The 21,316-nt window shown below is 73.3% G+C and carries 19 protein-coding genes; 15 read left to right on the top strand and 4 right to left on the bottom strand.

What is annotated here, in order from left to right; all coding sequences use genetic code 11:
• Positions 1–50: 50 nt before the first annotated feature.
• Complete coding sequence (locus EV284_RS07485) at positions 51–767, bottom strand: RDD family protein (RefSeq protein WP_130331575.1); 717 nt, start codon at positions 765–767, stop codon at positions 51–53.
• 263 nt (positions 768–1,030) lie between these two features.
• Here EV284_RS07485 and EV284_RS07490 point away from each other — a divergent pair, with 263 nt between their 5' ends.
• The 4 genes from EV284_RS07490 to EV284_RS07505 all read left to right on the top strand — a co-directional run bounded on the left by EV284_RS07490 (position 1,031) and on the right by EV284_RS07505 (position 4,874).
• On the top strand, positions 1,031–1,885 hold the full coding sequence (locus tag EV284_RS07490; RefSeq protein ID WP_130331577.1) for a bifunctional methylenetetrahydrofolate dehydrogenase/methenyltetrahydrofolate cyclohydrolase: 855 nt from the start codon (positions 1,031–1,033) through the stop codon (positions 1,883–1,885).
• Complete coding sequence (locus EV284_RS07495) at positions 1,875–2,339, top strand: DUF3017 domain-containing protein (RefSeq protein ID WP_130331579.1); 465 nt, start codon at positions 1,875–1,877, stop codon at positions 2,337–2,339. The genes EV284_RS07490 and EV284_RS07495 overlap by 11 nt, the downstream gene beginning before the upstream one ends.
• Positions 2,340–2,642: 303 nt before the next feature.
• Positions 2,643–3,575, top strand: coding sequence for an XRE family transcriptional regulator (locus EV284_RS07500; protein ID WP_130331581.1), 933 nt, complete (start codon positions 2,643–2,645; stop codon positions 3,573–3,575).
• Positions 3,576–3,884: 309 nt separating this feature from the next.
• Entirely contained in the window at positions 3,885–4,874 is a 990-nt protein-coding gene (locus EV284_RS07505; RefSeq protein ID WP_130331583.1) for a malate dehydrogenase, read from the top strand.
• 66 nt (positions 4,875–4,940) lie between these two features.
• Here the strand turns inward: EV284_RS07505 and EV284_RS07510 are convergent, their stop codons facing one another.
• Positions 4,941–5,627 carry a siderophore-interacting protein gene (locus tag EV284_RS07510; protein WP_130331585.1) on the bottom strand — a complete coding sequence of 229 codons (687 nt, stop codon included), beginning with the start codon at positions 5,625–5,627 and terminating at the stop codon, positions 4,941–4,943.
• Positions 5,628–5,844: 217 nt separating this feature from the next.
• Here EV284_RS07510 and EV284_RS07515 point away from each other — a divergent pair, with 217 nt between their 5' ends.
• From EV284_RS07515 to EV284_RS07550, 8 genes are all read left to right on the top strand, one after another.
• Entirely contained in the window at positions 5,845–7,572 is a 1,728-nt protein-coding gene (locus EV284_RS07515; RefSeq protein ID WP_130331587.1) for a hypothetical protein, read from the top strand.
• Positions 7,569–7,916, top strand: a complete 348-nt coding sequence (locus tag EV284_RS07520) for a hypothetical protein (RefSeq protein WP_130331589.1) — start codon at positions 7,569–7,571, stop codon at positions 7,914–7,916. The genes EV284_RS07515 and EV284_RS07520 overlap by 4 nt, the downstream gene beginning before the upstream one ends.
• A 25-nt stretch (positions 7,917–7,941) precedes the next feature.
• Positions 7,942–9,315: a hypothetical protein gene (locus EV284_RS33185; protein ID WP_242625620.1), complete on the top strand. Its 1,374-nt coding sequence runs from the start codon at positions 7,942–7,944 to the stop codon at positions 9,313–9,315.
• A gap of 223 nt (positions 9,316–9,538) precedes the next feature.
• On the top strand, positions 9,539–11,059 hold the full coding sequence (locus tag EV284_RS07530) for an aldehyde dehydrogenase family protein (RefSeq protein ID WP_130331591.1): 1,521 nt from the start codon (positions 9,539–9,541) through the stop codon (positions 11,057–11,059).
• A gap of 55 nt (positions 11,060–11,114) precedes the next feature.
• Positions 11,115–12,647 carry a GMC oxidoreductase gene (locus EV284_RS07535; RefSeq protein WP_130331593.1) on the top strand — a complete coding sequence of 511 codons (1,533 nt, stop codon included), beginning with the start codon at positions 11,115–11,117 and terminating at the stop codon, positions 12,645–12,647.
• Entirely contained in the window at positions 12,644–13,792 is a 1,149-nt protein-coding gene (locus tag EV284_RS07540) for a glycine betaine/L-proline ABC transporter ATP-binding protein (protein WP_130331595.1), read from the top strand. Before EV284_RS07535 ends, EV284_RS07540 begins: the two co-directional genes overlap by 4 nt.
• Positions 13,792–15,738 (top strand): ABC transporter permease subunit, encoded by a 1,947-nt coding sequence (locus EV284_RS07545; RefSeq protein ID WP_130331597.1) that lies wholly within the window; start codon positions 13,792–13,794, stop codon positions 15,736–15,738. The genes EV284_RS07540 and EV284_RS07545 overlap by 1 nt, the downstream gene beginning before the upstream one ends.
• A 1-nt stretch (position 15,739) precedes the next feature.
• Positions 15,740–16,702, top strand: a complete 963-nt coding sequence (locus tag EV284_RS07550) for an ABC transporter substrate-binding protein (RefSeq protein ID WP_130331599.1) — start codon at positions 15,740–15,742, stop codon at positions 16,700–16,702.
• 68 nt (positions 16,703–16,770) lie between these two features.
• Here the strand turns inward: EV284_RS07550 and EV284_RS07555 are convergent, their stop codons facing one another.
• Positions 16,771–17,271: a carboxymuconolactone decarboxylase family protein gene (locus EV284_RS07555; protein WP_130331601.1), complete on the bottom strand. Its 501-nt coding sequence runs from the start codon at positions 17,269–17,271 to the stop codon at positions 16,771–16,773.
• 46 nt (positions 17,272–17,317) lie between these two features.
• On the opposite strand from EV284_RS07555, the gene EV284_RS07560 reads away from it, so the two are divergent.
• Positions 17,318–18,712, top strand: a complete 1,395-nt coding sequence (locus EV284_RS07560) for a PLP-dependent aminotransferase family protein (protein WP_130331603.1) — start codon at positions 17,318–17,320, stop codon at positions 18,710–18,712.
• 46 nt (positions 18,713–18,758) lie between these two features.
• On the opposite strand, the gene EV284_RS07565 is transcribed toward EV284_RS07560, so the two are convergent.
• Complete coding sequence (locus EV284_RS07565) at positions 18,759–19,634, bottom strand: hypothetical protein (protein ID WP_130332934.1); 876 nt, start codon at positions 19,632–19,634, stop codon at positions 18,759–18,761.
• 116 nt (positions 19,635–19,750) lie between these two features.
• On the opposite strand from EV284_RS07565, the gene EV284_RS07570 reads away from it, so the two are divergent.
• Together EV284_RS07570 and EV284_RS07575 are read left to right on the top strand one after the other, a co-directional pair.
• On the top strand, positions 19,751–20,107 hold the full coding sequence (locus EV284_RS07570; RefSeq protein ID WP_130331605.1) for a hypothetical protein: 357 nt from the start codon (positions 19,751–19,753) through the stop codon (positions 20,105–20,107).
• 17 nt (positions 20,108–20,124) lie between these two features.
• Positions 20,125–21,312 carry a glutathionylspermidine synthase family protein gene (locus EV284_RS07575; RefSeq protein ID WP_130331607.1) on the top strand — a complete coding sequence of 396 codons (1,188 nt, stop codon included), beginning with the start codon at positions 20,125–20,127 and terminating at the stop codon, positions 21,310–21,312.
• The last annotated feature ends 4 nt before the right edge of the window (positions 21,313–21,316 follow it).

Genomic DNA, 21,316 nt, shown 5'->3' on the forward strand with positions numbered 1-21,316 from the left:
GCCGTGCCTCACCCGATCCGGGTGGGACACGGCCCTCGGCCGTACGCGGGTCAGTTCTTGTGCACGACCAGGGTGCCCGCGGCCTTGTCGTGCCAGCCCTGCAGCCGTCCCGAGTTGTCCCAGAACGGGGACAGGTAGACGAGGACCTGGCCGAGGCCGCAACTGACGTAGCCCGCGGCGGTGGGGATGATCCAGCGGACGAAGGACTTGAGCAGACCGGGCTTCTGGCCGGTGTCGGCGCGCAGGACGCGGATGCCGACGGCCAGCTTGCCCAGGGTCGCGCCGACCAGGCCGACCATCAGCCACTCGTACAGCAGCGTCGCTATGCCGAACATGAGCGCGATCGGGACGATCGTGCTCACCATCCCCGAGCTGGCGTCGTTCATGCAGGTCTCGTATGTGGTCGAGGCCGGGTCGCAGTCCTGGGCCGAGCTGGCGAAGCTCGCGATGCCGCCGCCCACCACGACGAGGTAGACCACGAACATGATCGCGAAGTCGATCGCGCGGGCACCGAAGCGGCGGCCCATCGACGCCTGGCGCGGGCCGGGGCCGCCCGGGTGGCCGAAGCCGGGCTGCTGCGGGTAGCCGTAGCCGGGCTGCTGCGGGTAGCCGTAGCCCTGGGGCGGGACGCCGTCGCCCTGCGGGTAGCCGTACTGCGGGGGCACGCCCTGCGGCGCCTGCGGGTAGCCGGGCTGCTGCGGCTGCCCGTATCCCTGCTGGGGGTCCTGAGGCTGACCGTACGGGTTCTGGGGCGAGCCGAAACTCATGGCTGGATTCCTCCGTTGGCACTGCGGGGACGACGCGGACAGCACGGAGGAACGTCAAGATCTGAGCGGTTTGCCCCCCCACCGGACCGCGATGTATGCGCCGTTCATGGTTGTGGAGCCGTCACGCGTTGTCCAGCCGCATTCGCGAGGTGTTGTGCAAGTGCAACATCAACGATCAACGGAGGACATCTGGGACGCGACGGTGGCGGAGCCCACGGGGACCGGATTGGAACCGGGGGGCCGTCATCCGCGAGGATGGGGGTATGACCGCCCAGATTCTCGATGGCAAGGCCACCGCAGCCGCGATCAAGTCCGATCTGACCGCCCGCGTGGCGGCGCTGAAGGAGAAGGGAATCACGCCCGGCCTCGGCACCGTCCTGGTCGGTGAGGACCCCGGCAGCCAGAAGTACGTCGCGGGCAAGCACCGCGACTGCGCCCAGGTCGGCATCGCCTCCATCCAGCGCGAACTCCCCGCCACGGCCACGCAGGAGGAGATCGAGGCGGTCGTCCGCGAGCTGAACGAGGACCCCGACTGCACCGGCTACATCGTCCAGCTCCCGCTGCCCAAGGGCATCGACGAGAACCGCATCCTGGAGCTGATGGACCCGGAGAAGGACGCCGACGGCCTCCACCCGATGAACCTCGGCCGCCTGGTCCTCAACGAGCCCGCCCCGCTGCCCTGCACCCCCAACGGTGTGCTCACCCTGCTGCGCCGGTACGGCGTGGAGACCAAGGGCGCCGAGGTCGTGGTCGTCGGCCGCGGTGTGACCATCGGACGCTCGATGCCGCTGCTGCTCACCCGGCGCAGCGAGAACGCCACCGTCACCCAGTGCCACACCGGCACCCGTGACCTCTCCTACCACCTGAAGCGGGCCGACATCGTCGTCTCGGCCGCCGGTGCGCCGCACCTGATCCGCGCCGAGGACATCAAGCCGGGCGCTGCCGTGCTGGACGTCGGCGTCTCCCGCAACGCCGAGGGCAAGATCGTCGGCGATGTCCACCCGGACGTCGCCGAGGTCGCGGGCTGGATCTCGCCGAACCCCGGCGGGGTCGGCCCGATGACCCGCGCCCAGCTCCTGGTCAACGTGGTGGAAGCGGCGGAGCGGCGTGCCGGCTGACGAGTCCGGGGAGCCGCAGGTGCGGGACGCGATCAGCGCTCCCGACGCGCAGGGGCGCACCAGGCGCATCACCCGCCGCTTCCCGCTGTTCACCAAGGACACCGCGCGCCCCGAGGGCGGCGGCCGGGCCGCGAGCGGCGACGCCCCGGCGCCGGCCCGGCAGTGGCCGGTGCTGGTCGTGCTCTTCGCCGTCGCGCTCGGCCTGCTGCTGGTCGCCGTCGACGTGACCCGCGCCGGGCTCCTGCTGATCGGCGCCGCCCTGCTGGCGGGCGCCGCGATGCGCTGGACGCTGCCCGGCGTCGGCATGCTGGCCGTCCGCTCCCGCTTCACGGACATCGTGACGTACGGGGTGCTGGGCCTCGCCATCGTCCTGCTGGCCCTGATGGCCCAGCCCGACCCCCTGCTGCAGATCCCGTTCCTGAAGGACACCCTGCACTTCACGGTGTCCAGCTAGGGCTCCGGGCAAGGCCGGTGGCTCGCCCCCACCCCCGATCAGGGGCGAGCCACCGGGACCTCACCCTGGCGGGCCGGGCCGGTGCCGGGCAATGTCCTGCCGTGCGCTGTGGCACGGAGGTGACCGTTCCGCCATCGTGTCCGCGCCCTGCCACATCCGGGCAATCGGCGCCGCGACAAGGGCAGTTCGCCGGATACGTTCCGATCACCCCCCTCCCGAGGGCTACCGTGGAGCGGGGGCGGCGGCGAGACGCGGGGAGGCGTCGCGGTGCCCGCCGGGGGAGGAACGAGGGGGGAGCGGGCCATGGCTCGTTGGAAGGCGCTGCCGGAGGAGCTCGACCCGCAGATCGGGGAGTTCACCCGTCAGTTGCGGCGGCTCGTGGACCAGGGGGGCCTGAGCGCCGCCGCGCTGGCCGACCGCACCGGATACAGCAGGACGTCCTGGGAGCGGTATCTGAACGGGCGGCTGCTCGCGCCCAGGGGGGCCGTCGTCGCCCTCGCCGAGGTCACCGGCACCAGCCCGGTGCACCTCGCCACCCTGTGGGAACTTGCCGAACGCGCCTGGAGCCGGGCGGAGTCGCGGCACGACCGGACGATGGAGCAGATCCGGATCACGCACGCCCGCGCGGAGCTGGGCGACCTCGGCGGGGGCACCGGGACCGCGACGGCCGACGCCCCGCCGGTGTCCCCGTCGTCCGCCGAGTCCCTGTCGTCCGCCGAGCCTCCGCCGTCCGCCGAGCCCCCGGCGGGCAAGCGCCGCGTCCTGTTCTTCCTCGCGGGTGCCGTGGCCGTACTCGTCGTCCTCGGCACCGTCTTCCTGCTCACCGGCCGGGGTGACGGCGAGGGCGCGGGGCAGGCCGCCGGGTCCCCTTCGCCGTCCGCCACCGGTGCCGCCGGTCTGCCGCCCGGCGTGAAGTGCGTGGGCGTCGGCTGCACGGGCAAGGACGCCGAGGCCATGGGGTGCGGCGGCGACCTGGTGACCACCGCCGGGACCGCCACCGTCGGCGCGGCCACCCTGGAGGTCCGCTACAGCAGGACGTGCGGCGCGGCCTGGGGCCGGATCACCGGCGCCAGGCCGGGCGACCGGGTGCGTGTCACGGCGGACGGCGAGACGCGGCGGGGCGCGGCCGTGGCCGGGGAGACGTACACGTACACCCCGATGGTCGCCGTCGGCCGCGCGGGCGAGGCCGAGGCGTGCGTGAGCCTGGTGTCAGGACGGACCGGGTGCACCAGGTAGGCGGAGTTTTCCGGCGCGGCACGCATGGGATGCCCGAACCGGGGCACGCGGACTTGTACCCCCCCCACGGGAGTCCGGCGAGCCGGTACCCCCACCGGCGGCCGCCTTCGTCCTCCTCTCCCGGACGGGCGGCCGCTGCCGTGTGTGGCGGCGGCCCCCGCCGAGCCGGGCTGTGGGGTGGGCCACAGGGCCCCGGACGTACCGCGTGCCGGATGCGCGATAGCCTGACCGCTGATCTCTCTTGATGCCAAGAGATCGATCATCCGCACGGGGCAGGGACGCCCCACCGCCAGCCATACGGAGAACGCCATGACCCGCACTCCCGTGAACGTCACCGTCACCGGCGCGGCCGGCCAGATCGGTTACGCCCTCCTCTTCCGCATCGCCTCCGGGCAGCTCCTCGGCGCGGACGTGCCGGTCAACCTCCGCCTCCTGGAGATCACCCCCGCGCTCAAGGCCGCCGAGGGCACGGCCATGGAGCTGGACGACTGCGCGTTCCCGCTGCTGAGCGGCATCACCATCACCGACGACCCGAACGTCGCCTTCGACGGCACCAACGTCGCCCTGCTGGTCGGCGCCCGCCCGCGCACCAAGGGCATGGAGCGCGGTGACCTCCTTGAGGCCAACGGCGGCATCTTCAAGCCGCAGGGCAAGGCCATCAACGACAACGCCGCGGACGACATCAAGGTGCTCGTCGTCGGCAACCCGGCCAACACCAACGCGCTCATCGCGCAGGCCGCCGCCCCGGACGTACCGGCCGAGCGCTTCACCGCGATGACCCGCCTGGACCACAACCGCGCGCTGACCCAGCTCGCGAAGAAGACGGGCACCCCGGTCTCCGAGATCAAGCGCCTGACGATCTGGGGCAACCACTCCGCGACCCAGTACCCGGACATCTTCCACGCCACGGTCGCCGGCAAGAACGCCGCCGAGGTCGTGAACGACGAGCAGTGGCTGGCCGACGACTTCATCCCGACCGTCGCCAAGCGCGGCGCCGCGATCATCGAGGCCCGCGGTGCCTCCTCGGCCGCCTCCGCCGCCAACGCGGCCATCGACCACGTGTACACCTGGGTCAACGGCACCGCCGAGGGCGACTGGACCTCCATGGGCATCCCGTCGGACGGCTCCTACGGCGTCCCGGAGGGCCTGATCTCGTCCTTCCCCGTCACCACCAAGGACGGCAAGTACGAGATCGTCCAGGGCCTGGACATCAACGAGTTCTCCCGCGCCCGCATCGACGCCTCGGTGCGGGAGCTGGCGGAGGAGCGCGACGCGGTCCGCGGTCTCGGCCTCATCTGAGCCCGGTGGACAACGAGTGACGGGCCCCCTCCGGTCTTCCGGACGGGGCCCGTTCCCGTCTCCCGCCTACTCCAGGCCGCGCTTGCCCGGCGCCCAGAACGGCTTGGTCAGCACCGAGCGCCGGTCCCAGCCCGCGTCCCGCAGCACATGCCGTACCGCCTGCACGGTCCGCGCCTCCCCGGCGACGTACGCCATCCCGCCCGGCGCCGGGGCCAGACGGCCCACCGCCTCGGGGAGCGGGACGGTGCCGCGCAGCACCCAGTCGAGCCGGCCGGCGTGGGCCAGCGGGAGCCGGTCGTCCGCCGTGGCGGTCTCCACACAGCCCGAGACCCGCGCGCCGTCGGGCAGCGCGGCGAGCATCGCGCCGAAGGCGACGGACGCCGTCTCGTCCCCGACGAAGACGTGGTGCGCGGCGTCCGGGCGCAGGGTGAAGGAGCCCTCCGGCTTGCCGAGGCGCACCTCGTCGCCCGCCGCCGCCCGGCGCGCCCAGCGGGCACCGGGGCCGTCGCCCTCGTGGTCCAGCACACACAACTCCAGGGCGCCGGACGGTTCGTAGTGCCACACCGAGTACGTGCGCCGGGTGAGCGCGGAGCCCACGAGCACCCGGACCTGCTGGCCGGGGAGCACGTCGAGCCCGGCCAGCGCGTCGCCCTCGATCCGCAGGCGCCGCATCCGCGCGGTGAACCGCTCCACGGCGGTCACGGTGCCACGGAGCATCAGCAGATCGAGGACAGGGTTCAGCAGCGCAGGCATGCACGGCTCCTAGAAGTGGACAACTCGGGTCTACCGGACCGGAGTTGATCATCGGTGGGGGGTGGAGGGCGATGCTACGCGCTCCGGGACGGGGGCGGCGGCGGGGTGGTCCGGTTCCGGTCGCCGGATTCCGGTTTCCTGACCGGCCGTCACCCCTCTATGCTCGGCGCTCGTCCACTCCTCGTGGGCGAGGGACTTCCATGCATCGGGGGATGGCATGAGCAGTGCTCAGGTGCCGCCGCAGGCGGAGCGGACGTCGGCCGAGCGGGCGCCGGTCCATCCGCCGCCCGTCCCGCCCCACACCAGCGAGGCCACCCGGCTGCTGTGCGCGGGCACCTATCTGGATTCCGGCTACCGCGACCGCGTCATCGAGGAACTCCACCTCAACGAGCAGCGGATCGCCGCCCCTTCGCTCGGCTTCGACGCGGCGCGGGTGCTGGCGCACGCGCTGCGGGCCCGGCGGCAGGAGCTGGTCTGGGCCGGGGCCATCGCCGGACTGTGGCTGGTGGGCATGCCGCTCAGCGGCGGGCTGCTCGCGCTCTACCTGTGGCCCAGCATCTGGCTCGCGCTCGCCCCCTGGCTGCGCGGCCGCGCCGCGACGCCGCCGCTGTACCGGCTGGTCCTCGCCTTCCTGGCGCGGTGGTGGGGGCGGGTGTGGTTCGCCGCGCTGTTCCTGCTGACCGTCGTCACCGCGTTCGGCGGGGGCCCCTCCCCCGAGCCGTCCTACGATCCGTACGGGTACGGGGGGTACGGCGACTACGGCGGTTCCGAAAGCCTCTCCGACTCGCTCACCCCGGCCGTGGAGCTGTGGCAGGCGTGGTGCACCCTCGTCGTGCTCGCGCTCATCGCGCTGTGCGTGCACGCGCAGCGGACCCAGTTCAGCCGGGCGCTGGCGGGTGAGCTGTCCCCGCAGCGCTTCCCGGACGCCGCCGCCGACCCCGCCGAGCAGGCGCCGAGCCCGCGTTTCCAGCGGCTCCGGCAGCGCATCCGGCTGGAGCAGCACGCCCCGCTGGTCATGTACCACGAGGCCCGGCCCTTCTGCGGGGCCGGAGACGCGTACGACACGTGGGTGCTGGCGGTGGAGCTGAAGCCGGACGAGTTGGCCAAGGAGCGGCAGCCGCTCAGCAACCGGGCGATCCTGGAGAAGATCCGCCCCCGCCTGGAGCAGCTCCGCGTCCCGGCCGCGTACGCGGGGCCCGGCGTCCGCGACCGGCTGCGCTGGCTGGAGATCGACGAGTGCGTGTTCCTCCCGGTGGAGGGGCTGAAGAAGCGGGAGCAGGCCCCTTACACGGCCGAGGCGTTCGAGCAGCACCGGGCGCGGGCGGTGGAGGAGGGGGCCGAGAAGCGGCGGCACTTCCTGCGGGTGCGGGTCGGCGGCTGGGAGGAGGAGCTGGTCGTCACCGTGTACGTCCGCGTCCACACCCAGGGCGGCATGCTGATGCTGGAGATCGCCCCGCATGTGCTGACCCCCGTGCGCGAGGACTTCAAGGACGCCGACCGGGCGGCCCACCGGTTCCGGCACAACAACTCCCTCGGCAAGGCCGCCACCGCCCTCGTCCTGGTACCGGGTTCCGCCGGGCGGGCGCTCGCCCAGCTCGGCCGGGGGCTGGTGCTCGGCTGGCGGCTGCTGACCGGCGGGTACGCGAACGCGCTGCCCGACGGTCCCGCGCTCTCGGTCCGCGAGCTGGGGTCCGCGCCCGTCGGCTCGCTGTTCCAGGAGATGGACGTGGTCCGGTACCTGCGCGGGGTGCAGGACCGGGTGGCCGACGGGGTGCGGTCCGCGCTCGCCGAATCCGGCTACCAGACCGGGGAGTTCGTCCAGAAGGTCGTCAACATCCGCAACGGGGACGTCCACATCGGCCGCGTCGAGGGCAGCACCTTCGCCGTCGGCAGCCACGCCAACGCCACGGGCGCGCCCGCGCCGCAGAAGGGAGCCGGAACATGACCGGTCAGGAGCCGAACGTGCGCATCGGGGACGTCTCGGGCAGCACCTTCGCCATCGGCAGCCACGCCCACGCCGAGAGCCACCAGCACGGTACGGGCACCCCCGCCGACCAGGAACTCCTGGCAGCGGTACGGGAGCTGCGCGCCGACCTCGCACGGGTACGAGCCACCGACCAGACCGCCGCGCTGGGCGAGGCGCTCGCCGACACCGAGGCCGAACTCAGCCGCACCGGCCAGGCGAGCCCCACCCGCCGGGAACGCCTGCGCGAGCTCCTCGCCGACTCCCAGTCCCTCCTGACCGTCCTCGCCTCGGCCGGCACGGTCGCCGGCCTGCTCGGACTCTGACCGCGACAACACAAGGGGGGCCGCGATGAGCGGGGGAGAGCAGCACTGGAACGAAGACACCCAACGCTGGGAGACGGGGCCGGGCACCGACCCGGCCCCGCCGCCACCGTCCCGCCCGGACCACGCCCCGGCTCCGGTGTGGCCCCCGGCCGACCCGCCGGGTCCCGCCGGGCCGCCGGCCTCCGAGTGGCCGGCCGCCCCCACCCAGGCCCCCGGCGCCCCGGCTGCCACCTGGCCGCCGGCGGACCGCCGCACGCCGCCCGCCCCGGCCGACTCCCCATCTTCCGTCGACCCGTCGCCCCCCACCCCGCCCCCGGCCGAGCCGCCGGCGTCCACCGACCCCTCCACGCCCACGGGGCCGACGGCCGGCGACCGGCCCCCGGCCGAGCCAACGGCGTCCACCGACCCCTCCGAGGGCCCCGTCACACCGCAGGGCGCGACGCCTGATACCCGGCCCCCGGAGGGCCCCTCGGCTCCCACCTGGCCGCCCGCAGGCCCGCGCACGCCCCCTCACTCGGCCTGGCCGCCGGCCGAGACCTCGACGCACGCCGAGCCCCCGGCCGCCTCGTGGCCCCCGGCCGAACCGGCCGCCGCCTGGCCGCCCGCCGATGCCTCGTCCCCGACCGCCAGCTGGCCCCCCACCGCTCCGACCTCGGTCTTCCCCGCCGCCGACCCGGTGCCGCCCCGCGACGGTCCCAGCCGTCGTGTCCTGTGGTCCGTCATCGTCGGGGCGGCGGCGGCCGGGATCGCGGTGAGCCTGGTGCTGACGCTGGTCGTCGGGAAGGACGACGGGGACGACCGGAGCCGGAAGGGCCTGGGGCACAGCTCTTCCGCTCCCGTCACCCGCAGCCCGAGCCCCGTCTCCACTTCCCCCGAGCCCAGCCCCTCGCCCAGCGCGCCCCCGGCCGGATACGAGCTGCACGACGACGGTGAGGGGTTCCGGGTGGCCGTGCCCGAGGGGTGGACGCGGGCCACCGTGCCCTCCGAGTACGGGATGGCCGTGGTGAACTTCCGCAGCCCCGACCGGGAGCGCAGGCTCCAGGTGTACGAGGTGTCGGAGGCGAGCCCGGACGCGTCCTTCGACCTGTACCTCTCGGACCAGACGGCCAAGCCGCGCGGATTCCAGCAGCTGGCGCTGACCAACCTGGACGAGGGGGACTTCACCGGCTCCCGGCTGGAGTACCTCGCGGACACCATCCGCAACGAGCCCGAGGTCGGGACCTGGCACGTCTACGACGAGCGTTTCGTCGCCGCCGACGGCAAGATCTACGCGCTCGCCGCCTACGGCCCGGACGCCGACGGCAGACAGGCTGAGCTGGAACTCCTCACCACCGCGCTCGCCTGGTTCTGCCCGCCCGGCATGAACTGCGACCCGGCCGGGAACGCGGCGCTGGACTGATCGAATAGACCCGGTTCGCACGGGTGCGTACCGCGGTCGTGATCCACGCCACCTTCTTACGTCCGATTCCTCCGGCTTTCTCCCGTAATTTCCGTGACCCAGCGCACTTTCGGCCACCAAATGCGCATGCGCTTCATCCGCCTCGGGCATGCGGTCATCCGCCCGGACGTGGCAGCTCTGGTCACGCAGGGCGTCTGAACAGGAACGGAAGGCAAAACCGATCATGGCGGACAGAACGGAACGACCGGCCGAGGCCACCATTCACGCCGGAGGCGCGTGGCTGGAAGCAGCCTCGGGTGCGACCCGCGAGATCCTCGACCCCGCGGACGGCAGGCCCTTCGCCGTCGTCGCGGAAGGCGGCAGCGAGGACGTCGACCGGGCGGTGGCCGCCGCCCGCCGCGCGTTCGACGAGGGCCCGTGGCCGCACACCCCGGTCGCCGAGCGCGCCGCCCTGCTGCGCCGCGTCGCCGACCTCCTGGTCCGCGACCGCGAGGAGCTGGGCCTGCTGGAGAGCAGGGACGCGGGCAAGACCGTCGAGGAGGGCCGCGTCGACATCGACTGCGTCGCCGACGCCTTCCGCTACTTCGCGGACCTGGTCGCCGCCGAGGCGCCCGGCCGGGTGGTCGACGCGGGCTCGCCCGACATCCACAGCGTCGTCGTGCACGAGCCGGTCGGTGTCTGCTCGCTGATCACCCCCTGGAACTATCCGCTGCTCCAGGCGAGCTGGAAGATCGCCCCGGCACTCGCCGCGGGCAACACCTTCGTGATCAAGCCCAGCGAGATCACCCCGATGACCACCGTCGCGCTCATCGGGCTGCTGATGGAGGCCGGACTCCCCGAGGGCGTCGCGGGCCTGGTCACCGGCCCCGGTCACACCGTCGGCGCCCGCCTGGCCGACCATCCCGACGTCGACCTCGTCTCCTTCACCGGCGGCCTGGTCAGCGGCGTCAAGGTGGCCCAGGCCGCCGCGCCGAGCGTGAAGAAGGTCGCCCTGGAGCTCGGCGGCAAGAACCCCAACGTGGTCTTCGCCGACGCCTGCGCCACCGAGGAGGGCTTCGACACCGCCGTCGACCAGGCCCTCAACGCCGCCTTCATCCACAGCGGCCAGGTCTGCTCGGCGGGCGGACGGCTGATCGTCGAGGAGTCCGTCCGGGACCGCTTCGTCGCCGAACTCGCCTCCCGCGCCCGGAAGATCAAACTCGGCCGCGGCACCGCCCCCGGCGTCGAGTGCGGCCCGCTCGTCTCCGAGCAGCAGCGCGCCAAGACCGAGGACTTCGTCGCCTCCGCGCTCGCCGAGGGTGCCACGCTGGTCTGCGGCGGCAAGCGCCCCGAGCCCACCGCCGACCGCCCCGAGTCCGGCTACTTCTACGAGCCGACCGTCCTCGACCACTGCCACCGCGAGATGCGCGTCGTGCGGGAGGAGGTCTTCGGCCCCGTCCTCACCGTCGAGACCTTCCGCACCGAGGACGAGGCCGTCGCCCTCGCCAACGACACCGAGTACGGCCTCGCGGGCGCCGTCTGGACCGCCGACCCCGGCCGCGCCCGGCGCGTCGCCGCCCGGCTGCGGCACGGCACCGTGTGGATCAACGACTTCCACCCCTACCTGCCGCAGGCGGAGTGGGGCGGCTTCGGCAAGAGCGGCACCGGCCGCGAACTGGGCCCCGCCGGCCTCGCCGAATACCGCGAGACCAAGCACGTGTACCAGAACCTCGCCCCGAGCCCGGTGCGCTGGTTCGCCGGCTGACCCCGGCCCCTGAAGACCTTCGTACGACCTCCCGCCCCCAGGAGTCAGACACCCCATGCCCGAAGACACCCACGAGTACGACTACGTCGTCGTCGGCGGCGGCACGGCGGGCTCCGTCATCGCCTCCCGCCTGACCGAGAACCCGGACGTCACCGTCGCCGTCATCGAGGGCGGCCCGAGCGACGTCGACCGCGACGACGTGCTCACCCTGCGCCGCTGGATGGGCCTGCTCGGCGGCGACCTCGACTACGACTACCCGACCACCGAGCAGCCGCGCGGCAACTCCCACATCCGGCACAGCCGGGCCCGCGTGCTCGGCGGCTGCTCCTCGCACAACACCCTGATCTCGTTCAAGCCGCTCCCCTCCGACTGGGACGAGTGGGAGCAGGCCGGGGCCACCGGCTGGGGCGCCGTGCAGATGGAGGCGTACTTCGCCCGGCTGAAGAACAACATCGTCTCGGTGGACGAGAAGGACCGCAACGCCATCGCGCGGGACTTCGTGGACGCCGCGCAGTCCACGCTCGGCGTGCCGCGCGTCGAGGGCTTCAACAAGAAGCCGTTCACCGACGGTGTCGGCTTCTTCGACCTCGCCTACCACCCCGAGAACAACAAGCGCTCCTCGGCCTCCGTCGCCTACCTGCACCCGGTGATGGACGAGCGTCCCAACCTCCACCTCTTCCTGGAGACCTGGGCGTACAGGCTGGAGCTGGACGGCACCCGTGCCGAGGGCGTCCACGTCCGCACCAAGGACGGCCGCGAACTGCTGGTCAAGGCGCGCAACGAGGTGGTCCTCTGTGCCGGCGCCGTCGACACCCCGCGGCTGCTGATGCACTCGGGCATCGGCCCGCGCGCCGACCTGGAGGCCCTCGGCATCCCGGTCGTGCAGGACCTTCCCGGCGTCGGCGAGAACCTGCTCGACCACCCGGAGTCGGTCATCGTCTGGGAGACCCACGGACCCATCCCGGAGAACTCCGCGATGGACTCCGACGCGGGCCTGTTCGTCCGCCGCGACCCCGAACACGCGGGCCCGGACCTGATGTTCCACTTCTACCAGATCCCGTTCACGGACAATCCGGAGCGCCTCGGCTACGAGCGGCCCGAGTTCGGCGTCTCCATGACCCCGAACATCCCCAAGCCCAAGAGCCGCGGCCGTCTCTACCTCACCAGCGCCGACCCCGAGGTCAAGCCCGCGCTGGACTTCCGGTACTTCACCGACGAGGACGACTACGACGCCCAGACCCTGGTCGACGGCATCCGCATCGCCCGCGAGGTGGCCAAGTCGGAGCCGCTGGCCCACTGGCTCAAGCGCGAGGTCTGCCCCGGACCCGAGGTCCAGGGTGACGAGGAGCTGAGCGAGTACGCGCGCAAGGTCGCGCACACCGTGTACCACCCGGCCGGCACCTGCAAGATGGGCGCCGCCGATGACGAACTCGCCGTGGTCGACCCCGAGTTGCGCATCAGGGGTCTGCACGGCATCCGCATAGCCGACGCGTCCGTCTTCCCGACGATGACCGCGGTGAACCCGATGATCGGAGTGCTCATGGTCGGGGAGAAGGCCGTCGAACTGATCGGTGGTGACGCGCGATGACGCTCACCGTTCCCACCCGTAAGCCGCCCACCTCCGCCGAAGGGTCCGACGCGCCGGTGTTCGCCGTCGACGGCCTGTGGAAGGTGTTCGGCCCCAAGCCCGAGCGCGTCCCCGCCGACCCGGCGCTGGCCGCGCTGAGCCCCGCCGAGCTGCGCGCCGAGACCGGCTGCACGGCCGCCGTGCGGGACGTGTCCTTCGAGGTCCGCAAGGGCGAGGTCTTCGTCGTCATGGGCCTGTCCGGCTCCGGCAAGTCCACCCTGGTGCGCTGCCTGACCCGGCTGATCGAGCCCACCGCGGGCACCATCGCCATCGACGGCGAGGACGTACGCGCCATGGACCGCGGCCGGCTGCGCGAACTGCGCCGGCACCGGGCCGCGATGGTCTTCCAGCACTTCGGCCTGCTGCCGCACCGCACGGTCCTCGACAACGTCGCCTACGGCCTGGAGATCCAGGGCATGGGCCGCGCCGAGCGCCGTGAGAAGGCCGCCGAGGTCGTCGCCAAGGTCGGCCTGGCCGGCATGGAGAAGCGCCGCCCCGGTCAGCTCTCCGGCGGTCAGCGCCAGCGTGTCGGGCTCGCCCGCGCCCTCGCCGTCGACCCCGAGGTGCTGCTGTTCGACGAGCCGTTCAGCGCGCTCGACCCGCTGATCCGGCGCGACATGCAGGACGAGGTCGCCCGCCTGCACAGTGAGGAGGGCCGCACCATGGTCTTCATCACCCACGACCTCACCGAGGCCCTCAAGCTCGGCGACCGCATCGCCCTGATGCGCGACGGCCGCGTGGTCCAGCTCGGCACCCCCGAGGAGATCGTCAACTCCCCGGCCGACGACTACGTCCGCGAGTTCGTCCGCGACGTGCCCCGCGAGCAGGTCGTCACCTGCCGCACCGCCATGCGCCCCGCCTCCCTGGAGGAGGCCGGCAGCGGCCCCGCCGTCCGCCCCGAGGCACCGGTCGCCGAGGCCATCGAGGCCGTCGCCCGCGCGGGTGAACCGGCCCGCGTAATGGACCACGGCACCTGCATGGGCGTCGTCGACTCCGACGCCCTGCTCAACGTGGTCGCGGGCACCGGCACGGCCGCCCCCGCCCCCGCCGAGCGGGAGGCCGAGCCCACCCTCGTGTCCGCCGCCCCCGAGTCCAAGGCGGTCTGATGGCCACGCTCACCGCCCCCGCGGCCCGGCGCGCCCTGCCCGGCCTGCTGAAGTCCCGTCCCGCGGCCAAGCTGCTCACGCTCGCCGTCGCCGCCGTGATCCTCGTCCCCCTGCTCGACAGCCGGTGGGGCAGCGGACACTGGCCGCACGCGCTGACCGTGAGCCTCACCGGCCCGCTCGGCGACGCCAGCGACTGGGTGATGAACAACCGGGACACCCACCCGCTGTTCCTGTACTTCTTCGGCCACATCAGCAACGCGGTCGTGCTCTGCGTACGCGGTGTCTACCTCGCCCTGCTCGCCATGGGCTGGGTCGGCGTCACCGTGCTCGGCTCCCTGGTCGCCTGGCGGGCGGCCGGAGCCAGGCTCGCCGCCGGGACGGCCGTGGCGTTCCTCGCCTGCGGTGCGCTCGGCATGTGGCTGCCCACCATGCAGACGCTCGCGCTCATGGTGGCCGCCGTACTCGCGTCCGTCGCCGTCGGCGTCCTGCTCGGCCTCGCCGCCGGGCTCTCCGACCGGCTGGACCGCGCCCTGCGCCCGGTGCTCGACACCATGCAGGTGCTCCCCGCCTTCGCCTACCTGCTGCCCGTGGTGCTGGTCTTCGGCATCGGCGTCCCCGCCGCCGTCCTCGCCACCGTGGTCTACGCCGCCCCGCCGATGGCGCGGCTCACCGCGCTCGGTCTGCGCGGCGCCGACCCCGAGGTGCTGGAGGCGGTGCGCTCGCTGGGCGCCACCCCGCGCCAGCGGCTGCTGACCGCCCGTATCCCGCTGGCCCGCAAGGAACTCCTGCTCGGCCTCAACCAGACGATCATGATGGCGCTGTCCATGGCCGTCATCGCCTCCGTCATCGGCGCGGGCGGCCTCGGTGACCGCGTCTACCAGGCGCTCGCCTCCGTCGACGTCGGCGCCGCCCTCGCGGCCGGCATCCCGATCGTGCTGCTCGCCGTCGTGCTGGACCGGGTGACCGGCGCCGCCGGCCGCGCCGCCGACAGCCCCGGCGAGTCCCGCCGTACGGTGTGGCTCCTCGCGCTCGCCGGCACCGCCGTCGCGGCTGTCGTCGCCCGGCTGCTCGGCCGCGCCGAGTGGCCCGCCGGCGCCACCCTCAACATCGCGGAGCCGGTCAACCACGCCGTCAACTGGATGACCGCGCACCTCTACTCCGGCGTGCCCGTCATCGGCGGCACCGCCGACTGGGCCGCGCACTTCACCACCTGGATGCTGGACCCGCTCCGCGACGGCCTGCGCGCGCTGCCCTGGTGGTCGGTACTGCTGATCGTCGCCGCGCTGGCGTGGCTGATCGGCACCTGGCGCACCGCGCTGACCGCCACCCTCGCCATGGCCGCGATCGGGGTGCTCGGCGTCTGGGACTCCTCCCTCGACACCCTCTCCCAGGTGCTCGCCGCCGTCGCCGTCACGCTGGTCCTCGGCATCGCCACCGGTATCGCGGCGGCCCGCAGCGACCGGGTGGACCGGATGCTGCGCCCGGTGCTGGACGTGTTCCAGACCATGCCGCAGTTCGTGTACCTGATCCCGGTCGTCGCCCTGTTCGGCGTCGGCCGCGCCCCCGCCGTCGTCGCCGCCGTGGTCTACGCCCTCCCGGCCGTCGTCCGGATCACCGCGCAGGGCCTGCGCCAGGTCGACCCGGCCGCGCTGGAGTCCGCCCGCTCGCTCGGCGCCACCGGCCGCCAGCAGCTCTGGCAGGTCCAGCTTCCGCTCGCCCGCCGCTCGCTGCTGCTCGCGGTGAACCAGGGCGTGGTCCTGGTCCTCGCCGTCGTCATCATCGGCGGCCTGGTCGGCGCGGGCGCCCTCGGCTACGACGTCGCCTTCGGCCTCGCCCAGGGCGACCTCGCCACCGGCCTGGTCGCCGGTGCCGCGATCGTCTGCCTCGGCCTGATGCTCGACCGGGTCACCCAGCCCACCGGCCGCCGCACGAAGAAGGGAGCGTGACATGCGATTCCGTACGACCCTCTCGGTGAGCGTCGCCGCCGCGTCCGCGCTCGCCCTGCTCACCGGCTGCGGCGCGGCCGACATGACCAAGCAGGCCAGCCCGTTCGCCAACGCGGGCGGTGCCAGGAGCATGACCCTGTCCGTGCAGTCCTGGGTGGGCGCGCAGTCCAACGTGGCGGTCGCCAAGTACCTGCTGGAACACAAGCTGGGCTACCGCGTCGACACCGTCCAGGTCGACGAGATCCCCGCCTGGGACGCGCTCAGCCAGGGCCGCGTCGACGCCCTGCTGGAGGACTGGAGCCACCCCGACCAGGAGAAGCGGTACGTCCACGACAAGAAGACCGTCTCCTACGCGGGCGGGCTCGGGGTCACCGGGCACATCGGCTGGTTCGTGCCGACGTACTTCGCCAAGCAGCACCCCGACGTCACGAACTGGAAGAACCTCGACAAGTACGCGTCGCGGTTCCGCACCGCCGAGTCCGGCGGCAAGGGCCAGATCATGGACGGCTCCCCGGCCTACGTCACCCACGACAAGGCCCTGGTGAAGAACCTGAAGCTGAACTACCAGGTCGTCTTCGCCGGGTCCGAGGCCGCGCAGATCACCCAGATCAAGCAGTTCGCCAAGGAGAAGAAGCCCTTCCTGACCTACTGGTACACCCCCCAGTGGCTCTTCAAGAAGGTGCCGATGACCGAGGTGAAGCTCCCGCCGTACAAGGAGGGCTGCGACACCGACGCCGCGAAGATCACCTGCGCGTACCCGAAGACCCCGCTGCGCAAGTTCCTCAACGCCGACTTCGCCCGCTCCGGCGGCAAGGGCGCCGCGTTCCTGAAGAAGTTCCAGTGGACGACGGAGGACCAGAACGAGGTCTCCCTCATGATCGCCGAGCAGAAGCTCAGCCCGGAGGAGGCCGCGAAGAAGTGGGTCGACGCCCACCCGGACACCTGGAAGCGCTGGCTTCCGTGAGCTGACGCCGGACGGCGGACGGCGGCGCGTGCCCAGGGGGCCGCGCCGCCGTCCGCCGTCCGGGCCGCTCACGTGTACTGCCCCGCCGTGTAGTGCCCCGGCACCATCCGGGTGGACACCGCGAAGCGGTTCCAGGCGTTGATCACCGTGATCGCGGCGATCAGCTGCGCCAGCTCCGCCTCCTCGAACTGCTTGGCGGCGCGCTCGTACACCTCGTCCGGCACGAAGCCGTCGGTGAGGACGGTGACCGCCTCGGTCAGCTCCAGTGCCGCCAGCTCCTTCTCCGTGTAGAAGTGCCGGGACTCGTCCCACGCGCTGAGCTGGACGATCCGCTCCACGCTCTCCCCGGCCGCGAGCGCGTCCTTGGTGTGCATGTCCAGGCAGTACGCGCAGTGGTTGAGCTGCGAGGCGCGGATCTTCACCAGCTCCAGCAGCCTCGGGTCGACGCCCTTCCGGGCCGCCGCGTCCAGGCGGACCATCGCCTTGTAGACGTCGGGGACGTGCTCCGTCCAGGTCAGGCGGGCGGGGTGCTCGGGGGTGTACTCGGTGGTGTTCTCCGTGGTCTCCATACGGAAAGCCTAGGAGCGAAGCAGCCCAGGAGTATGGTCCATTCCCATGGCGGAATCATGGGCCAATCTGGGGATCGACCTCCACCTCGAACCGGCCGGGAGCAGCGGTCTGCGCCGGGGTCTCACCGACGCGCTGCGCGACGCCGTGCGCACCGGCCGGCTCGCCCCCGGCACCCGGCTGCCGTCCTCCCGCACCCTGGCGGCGGACCTCGGCATCGCCCGCAACACCGTCGCCGAGGCGTACGCCGACCTGGTCGCCGAGGGCTGGCTCACCGCTCGCCAGGGCTCCGGCACCCGCGTCGCCGAGCGGGCCGTACCGGCGGCCGCGACGGCGGGCACGCCCGTCCGGCGCCGCACGCCGGGCCGCCCCGCGCACAGCCTGGTCCCCGGCACCCCCGACCTCGCCGCCTTCCCCCGCACCGAGTGGCTCAGGGCCGCCCGCCGCGCCCTGACCCGCGCCCCCAACGACGCGCTGGGCTACGGCGATCCGCGCGGCCGCCCCGAACTGCGCGCCGCCGTCGCCGGCTACCTCGCACGCGTCCGGGGCGTCCGCGCCGACCCCGACTCGGTGCTGATTACGGCGGGGTTCTCGCACGCCCTCCGCCTCCTCGGCACCGTGCTGCGCGGCCGGGGCGCCCGCACGGTCGCGGTCGAGTCGTACGGCCTCTACGTGCACCACGACCTGCTCGCCGGAGCGGGCCTGACGACCACCGCGCTGCCGTACGGGGAACTCGGCACCGACACGCGGCGACTGGGCGCGGAGGGCGCCGTACTCCTCACCCCCGCCCACCAGTTCCCCATGGGCACCCCGCTGCATCCCGACCGGCGGGCGGCCGTCGTCGACTGGGCCCGGCGGACCGGCGGACTGATCCTGGAGGACGACTACGACGGCGAGTTCCGCTACGACCGCCAGCCCGTCGGCGCCCTCCAGGGCCTCGATCCCGAGCATGTGGTCTACCTCGGCACCGCCAGCAAGTCCCTCGCCCCCGGACTCCGCCTGGGCTGGATGGTGGTGCCCCCGGCGCTGCTGGCGGAGCTGACGGAGGCCAAGGGGCACGCCGACACCGTCGGGGTGCTGGACCAGCTCACGCTGGCCGAATTCCTCACCTCGGGCGCGTACGACCGCCATGTGCGGGCCGTCCGGCAGCGCTACCGGCGCCGCCGGGACCAGCTGGCCGCCGCCGTCGCCGACCGGGCGCCGGAGGTGACGGTCACCGGGATCGCGGCCGGGCTGCACGCGGTGCTGCGGCTGCCGCCCGGCACCGAGCAGGCGGTCGTGCGGGCCGCGCACTGGCAGGGACTCGCGCTGCACGGTCTCGCCTTCTACCGGCACCGACTGGCCGTCGCCGAACCCCTGGAGGCGCTCGTCGTCGGCTACGGCACCCCACCGGACAGCACCTGGCCGACCGTCCTGGAGGCCCTGTGCCGGGCACTGCCGTGACCCCGCGCGGGTGCGGTGCGCGAGGCCGGCGCCCTTCCCGCGCGGGTCAGCCCACGGACGCGGTGCCCACGCCTTCCCGGGCGGCGGCCGGGCCGGAATCCCCGGCCTCCGCCCCCGGCGCCTCCCCGAACCGCGCCAGCGCCAGCGCCCCCGCCACCGCCACGACGAACCCCAGCACCGCGAGCGGGCCGAGCCCCACCCGCGTGCGGTCGCCCAGCCAGAGCACGCCCACCGCCGCCGGGCCCAGGGTCTCGCCCAGGACCATCCCGGCCGTGGCCGTGGTGACCGAGCCGCGCCGCAGCGCCGAGGTCAGGAGCAGGAAGGCGGCACCGCCGCCGAGGAGCAGCGCGTACAGGGACGGGTCGGTCAGCAGGGCGTACGGGCGAAGGGAGCCGACCAGGCGGACCGCCACCTCCACCACCCCGAAGCCGCACCCCGCGCCGAGCCCGAGGAGCAGCGCGCGCGGCCGTTCCGGGAGCCGGCCGCCCACCGCGCCGAGCAGCGCCACCCCCGCCGCCGTCGCGAGCAGCGCGTACGGCAGCCAGGCCGGGCCGCCGCGGTCGCCCTCCGCACCCGAGGCCAGCCCGAGCAGCGCGAGCCCCGCGCACACCACGCCGACCGCCGTCCACTCCGGCCCGCTCAGGCGTACCCCGAGCAGCCGAGCCGCGACCACCGCCGTCACCGCGAGGCTCGCGGCCAGCGCGGCGCCCACGGCGTAGATCGGCACCGAGCGCAGCGCCAGGATCTGGAACACGAAGCCGAGTCCGTCGAGGGCGAGCCCCGCCGCGTACCGCCACTGCCGTACCGCCCGCAGCAGCAGCGCCGCCTCCCCGCCGCCCCGTCCTGCTGCCGCCCGCGCGGCCACCGCCTGAAACACCGTGGCCGTACCGAAGCAGACCGCCGCACCGAGCGCGCACACCATTCCAAAAAGCACAAAGCGACTGTAGGGGAACGGGCGTACGCGGGGGCGCCCTGCCGGAAACTCACACCGATCTCTAGGCTGACTGCCGAACGGACCACCGACGGGGGAAAGAGAAAATGGCCGACACCCGCGCACAACTGCGCTCCACCACAGTCGTTCTGGGCGGCATGGGGCTGCTCGCTGCCGCCCTCACCGCATGCTCCTCGTCCGACCCGGACAAGCGCTGCGTGGACCGCGACAGCTACACCGTGGGCAAGGGCTACCACGTGGTCTCCGACAAGAACTGCAAGTCCGCCACGTCCACCGACGGCGCCTACTACTACGGCGGCAAGAAGAAGGGCTCCTGGGTCCGCAGCGGCTCCTTCACCCCGCCCCGCAAGTCCGGCGGCGGTTCCGGCCGTTCGGGCGACGACGACAGCCACAGCGTGCACCGGGGCGGCTTCGGCGGCGGCCACGGCAGCTCCGGCGGCTGACCGGCCGGGCCGCAGCGATGGAACGCCGTACGATCACGCCCCGCCCCGACTGGCAGCGCACCGTCGAGGAACAGGGGATCGTCTACCCGCTCACCCGCCACCCCGACGGCTCCCTGCGTCCCTACTGGGACGAGAGCGCCCACTACGTCTTCTCGCTGCCCGAGGTGGAGGCGCTGGAGGAGACCGTCGAGGAACTGCACGCCATGTGCCTGGCCGCCGCCGGGCACCTGGTGCGGCACGGCCGACTCGCCGACCTCGGCATCACCGACCCGCGGGTCGCCGCCGCCGTCACCGAGTCCTGGCACCGGCGCGCCGAACTCCCGTCCGTGTACGGCAGGTTCGACCTGCACTACGACGGCACCGGCCCGGCGAAGATGCTGGAGTACAACGCGGACACCCCGACCTCGCTGGTGGAGGCCGCGTCCGCGCAGTGGTTCTGGATGGAGGAGCGCTTCCCCGGCGCCGACCAGTGGAACTCGCTGCACGAGCGCCTGGTGGACACCTGGCGCCGGCAGGCGAAGCTCCTCCCGCCGGGCGCACCGCTGCACTTCGCGCACTCCTCGGCCGACGAACTCGGCGAGGACCTGATGACGGTCGCCTACCTCAAGGAGACCGCCGAGCAGGCCGGGCTCGCCACCGACTGGCTCGCCATGGAGGAGATCGGCTGGGACACCCTCTCCGGCCGCTTCGTGGACAACGGGCTGAAGTTCATCCGGGCGATCTTCAAGCTATACCCGTGGGAGTGGCTCACCACCGACGAGTTCGCCGGGCACGTCCTGGACACCCTGGACAACGGCGGCGGTACCGGCAGCACCCTGTGGATCGAGCCCGCCTGGAAGATGCTGCTCAGCAACAAGGCCCTGCTGGCCGTCCTCTGGGAGCTGTACCCGGGCCACCCCAACCTCCTCCCGGCCTACCTGGACGGCCCCCGCGAGCTGGCCGCCACGACCGGCTACGCCGCCAAGCCGCTGCTCGGCCGCGAGGGCGAGGGCGTCACCCTGCACCCGCCCGGCAGCCCGGCCCCGCCGGCACCCGAGGAGACCTGCTGCTACCAGGCCCTCGCCCCGCTCCCCGTCTTCGACGGCAACCACGTCGTCCTCGGCGCCTGGGTCGTCGGCGACGAGGCGGCCGGGCTCGGCATCCGCGAGTCCTCGGGCCTGATCACCGACTCCTACGCCCGCTTCCTGCCGCACGTGATCCTCTAGGGGG

This window comes from Streptomyces sp. BK022 (assembly GCF_004217355.1).
Taxonomy (GTDB): domain Bacteria; phylum Actinomycetota; class Actinomycetes; order Streptomycetales; family Streptomycetaceae; genus Streptomyces; species Streptomyces griseoluteus.

Coding starts and splice junctions, on each gene's coding strand:
- EV284_RS07485 (WP_130331575.1), bottom strand. CDS start 767: ATGAGTTTCGGCTCGCCCCAGAACCCGTACGGTCAGCCTCAGGACCCC.
- EV284_RS07490 (WP_130331577.1), top strand. CDS start 1,031: ATGACCGCCCAGATTCTCGATGGCAAGGCCACCGCAGCCGCGATCAAG.
- EV284_RS07500 (WP_130331581.1), top strand. CDS start 2,643: ATGGCTCGTTGGAAGGCGCTGCCGGAGGAGCTCGACCCGCAGATCGGG.
- EV284_RS07505 (WP_130331583.1), top strand. CDS start 3,885: ATGACCCGCACTCCCGTGAACGTCACCGTCACCGGCGCGGCCGGCCAG.
- EV284_RS07510 (WP_130331585.1), bottom strand. CDS start 5,627: ATGCCTGCGCTGCTGAACCCTGTCCTCGATCTGCTGATGCTCCGTGGC.
- EV284_RS07515 (WP_130331587.1), top strand. CDS start 5,845: ATGAGCAGTGCTCAGGTGCCGCCGCAGGCGGAGCGGACGTCGGCCGAG.
- EV284_RS07520 (WP_130331589.1), top strand. CDS start 7,569: ATGACCGGTCAGGAGCCGAACGTGCGCATCGGGGACGTCTCGGGCAGC.
- EV284_RS33185 (WP_242625620.1), top strand. CDS start 7,942: ATGAGCGGGGGAGAGCAGCACTGGAACGAAGACACCCAACGCTGGGAG.
- EV284_RS07530 (WP_130331591.1), top strand. CDS start 9,539: ATGGCGGACAGAACGGAACGACCGGCCGAGGCCACCATTCACGCCGGA.
- EV284_RS07535 (WP_130331593.1), top strand. CDS start 11,115: ATGCCCGAAGACACCCACGAGTACGACTACGTCGTCGTCGGCGGCGGC.
- EV284_RS07540 (WP_130331595.1), top strand. CDS start 12,644: ATGACGCTCACCGTTCCCACCCGTAAGCCGCCCACCTCCGCCGAAGGG.
- EV284_RS07545 (WP_130331597.1), top strand. CDS start 13,792: ATGGCCACGCTCACCGCCCCCGCGGCCCGGCGCGCCCTGCCCGGCCTG.
- EV284_RS07550 (WP_130331599.1), top strand. CDS start 15,740: ATGCGATTCCGTACGACCCTCTCGGTGAGCGTCGCCGCCGCGTCCGCG.
- EV284_RS07555 (WP_130331601.1), bottom strand. CDS start 17,271: ATGGAGACCACGGAGAACACCACCGAGTACACCCCCGAGCACCCCGCC.
- EV284_RS07560 (WP_130331603.1), top strand. CDS start 17,318: ATGGCGGAATCATGGGCCAATCTGGGGATCGACCTCCACCTCGAACCG.
- EV284_RS07565 (WP_130332934.1), bottom strand. CDS start 19,634: ATGGTGTGCGCGCTCGGTGCGGCGGTCTGCTTCGGTACGGCCACGGTG.
- EV284_RS07570 (WP_130331605.1), top strand. CDS start 19,751: ATGGCCGACACCCGCGCACAACTGCGCTCCACCACAGTCGTTCTGGGC.
- EV284_RS07575 (WP_130331607.1), top strand. CDS start 20,125: ATGGAACGCCGTACGATCACGCCCCGCCCCGACTGGCAGCGCACCGTC.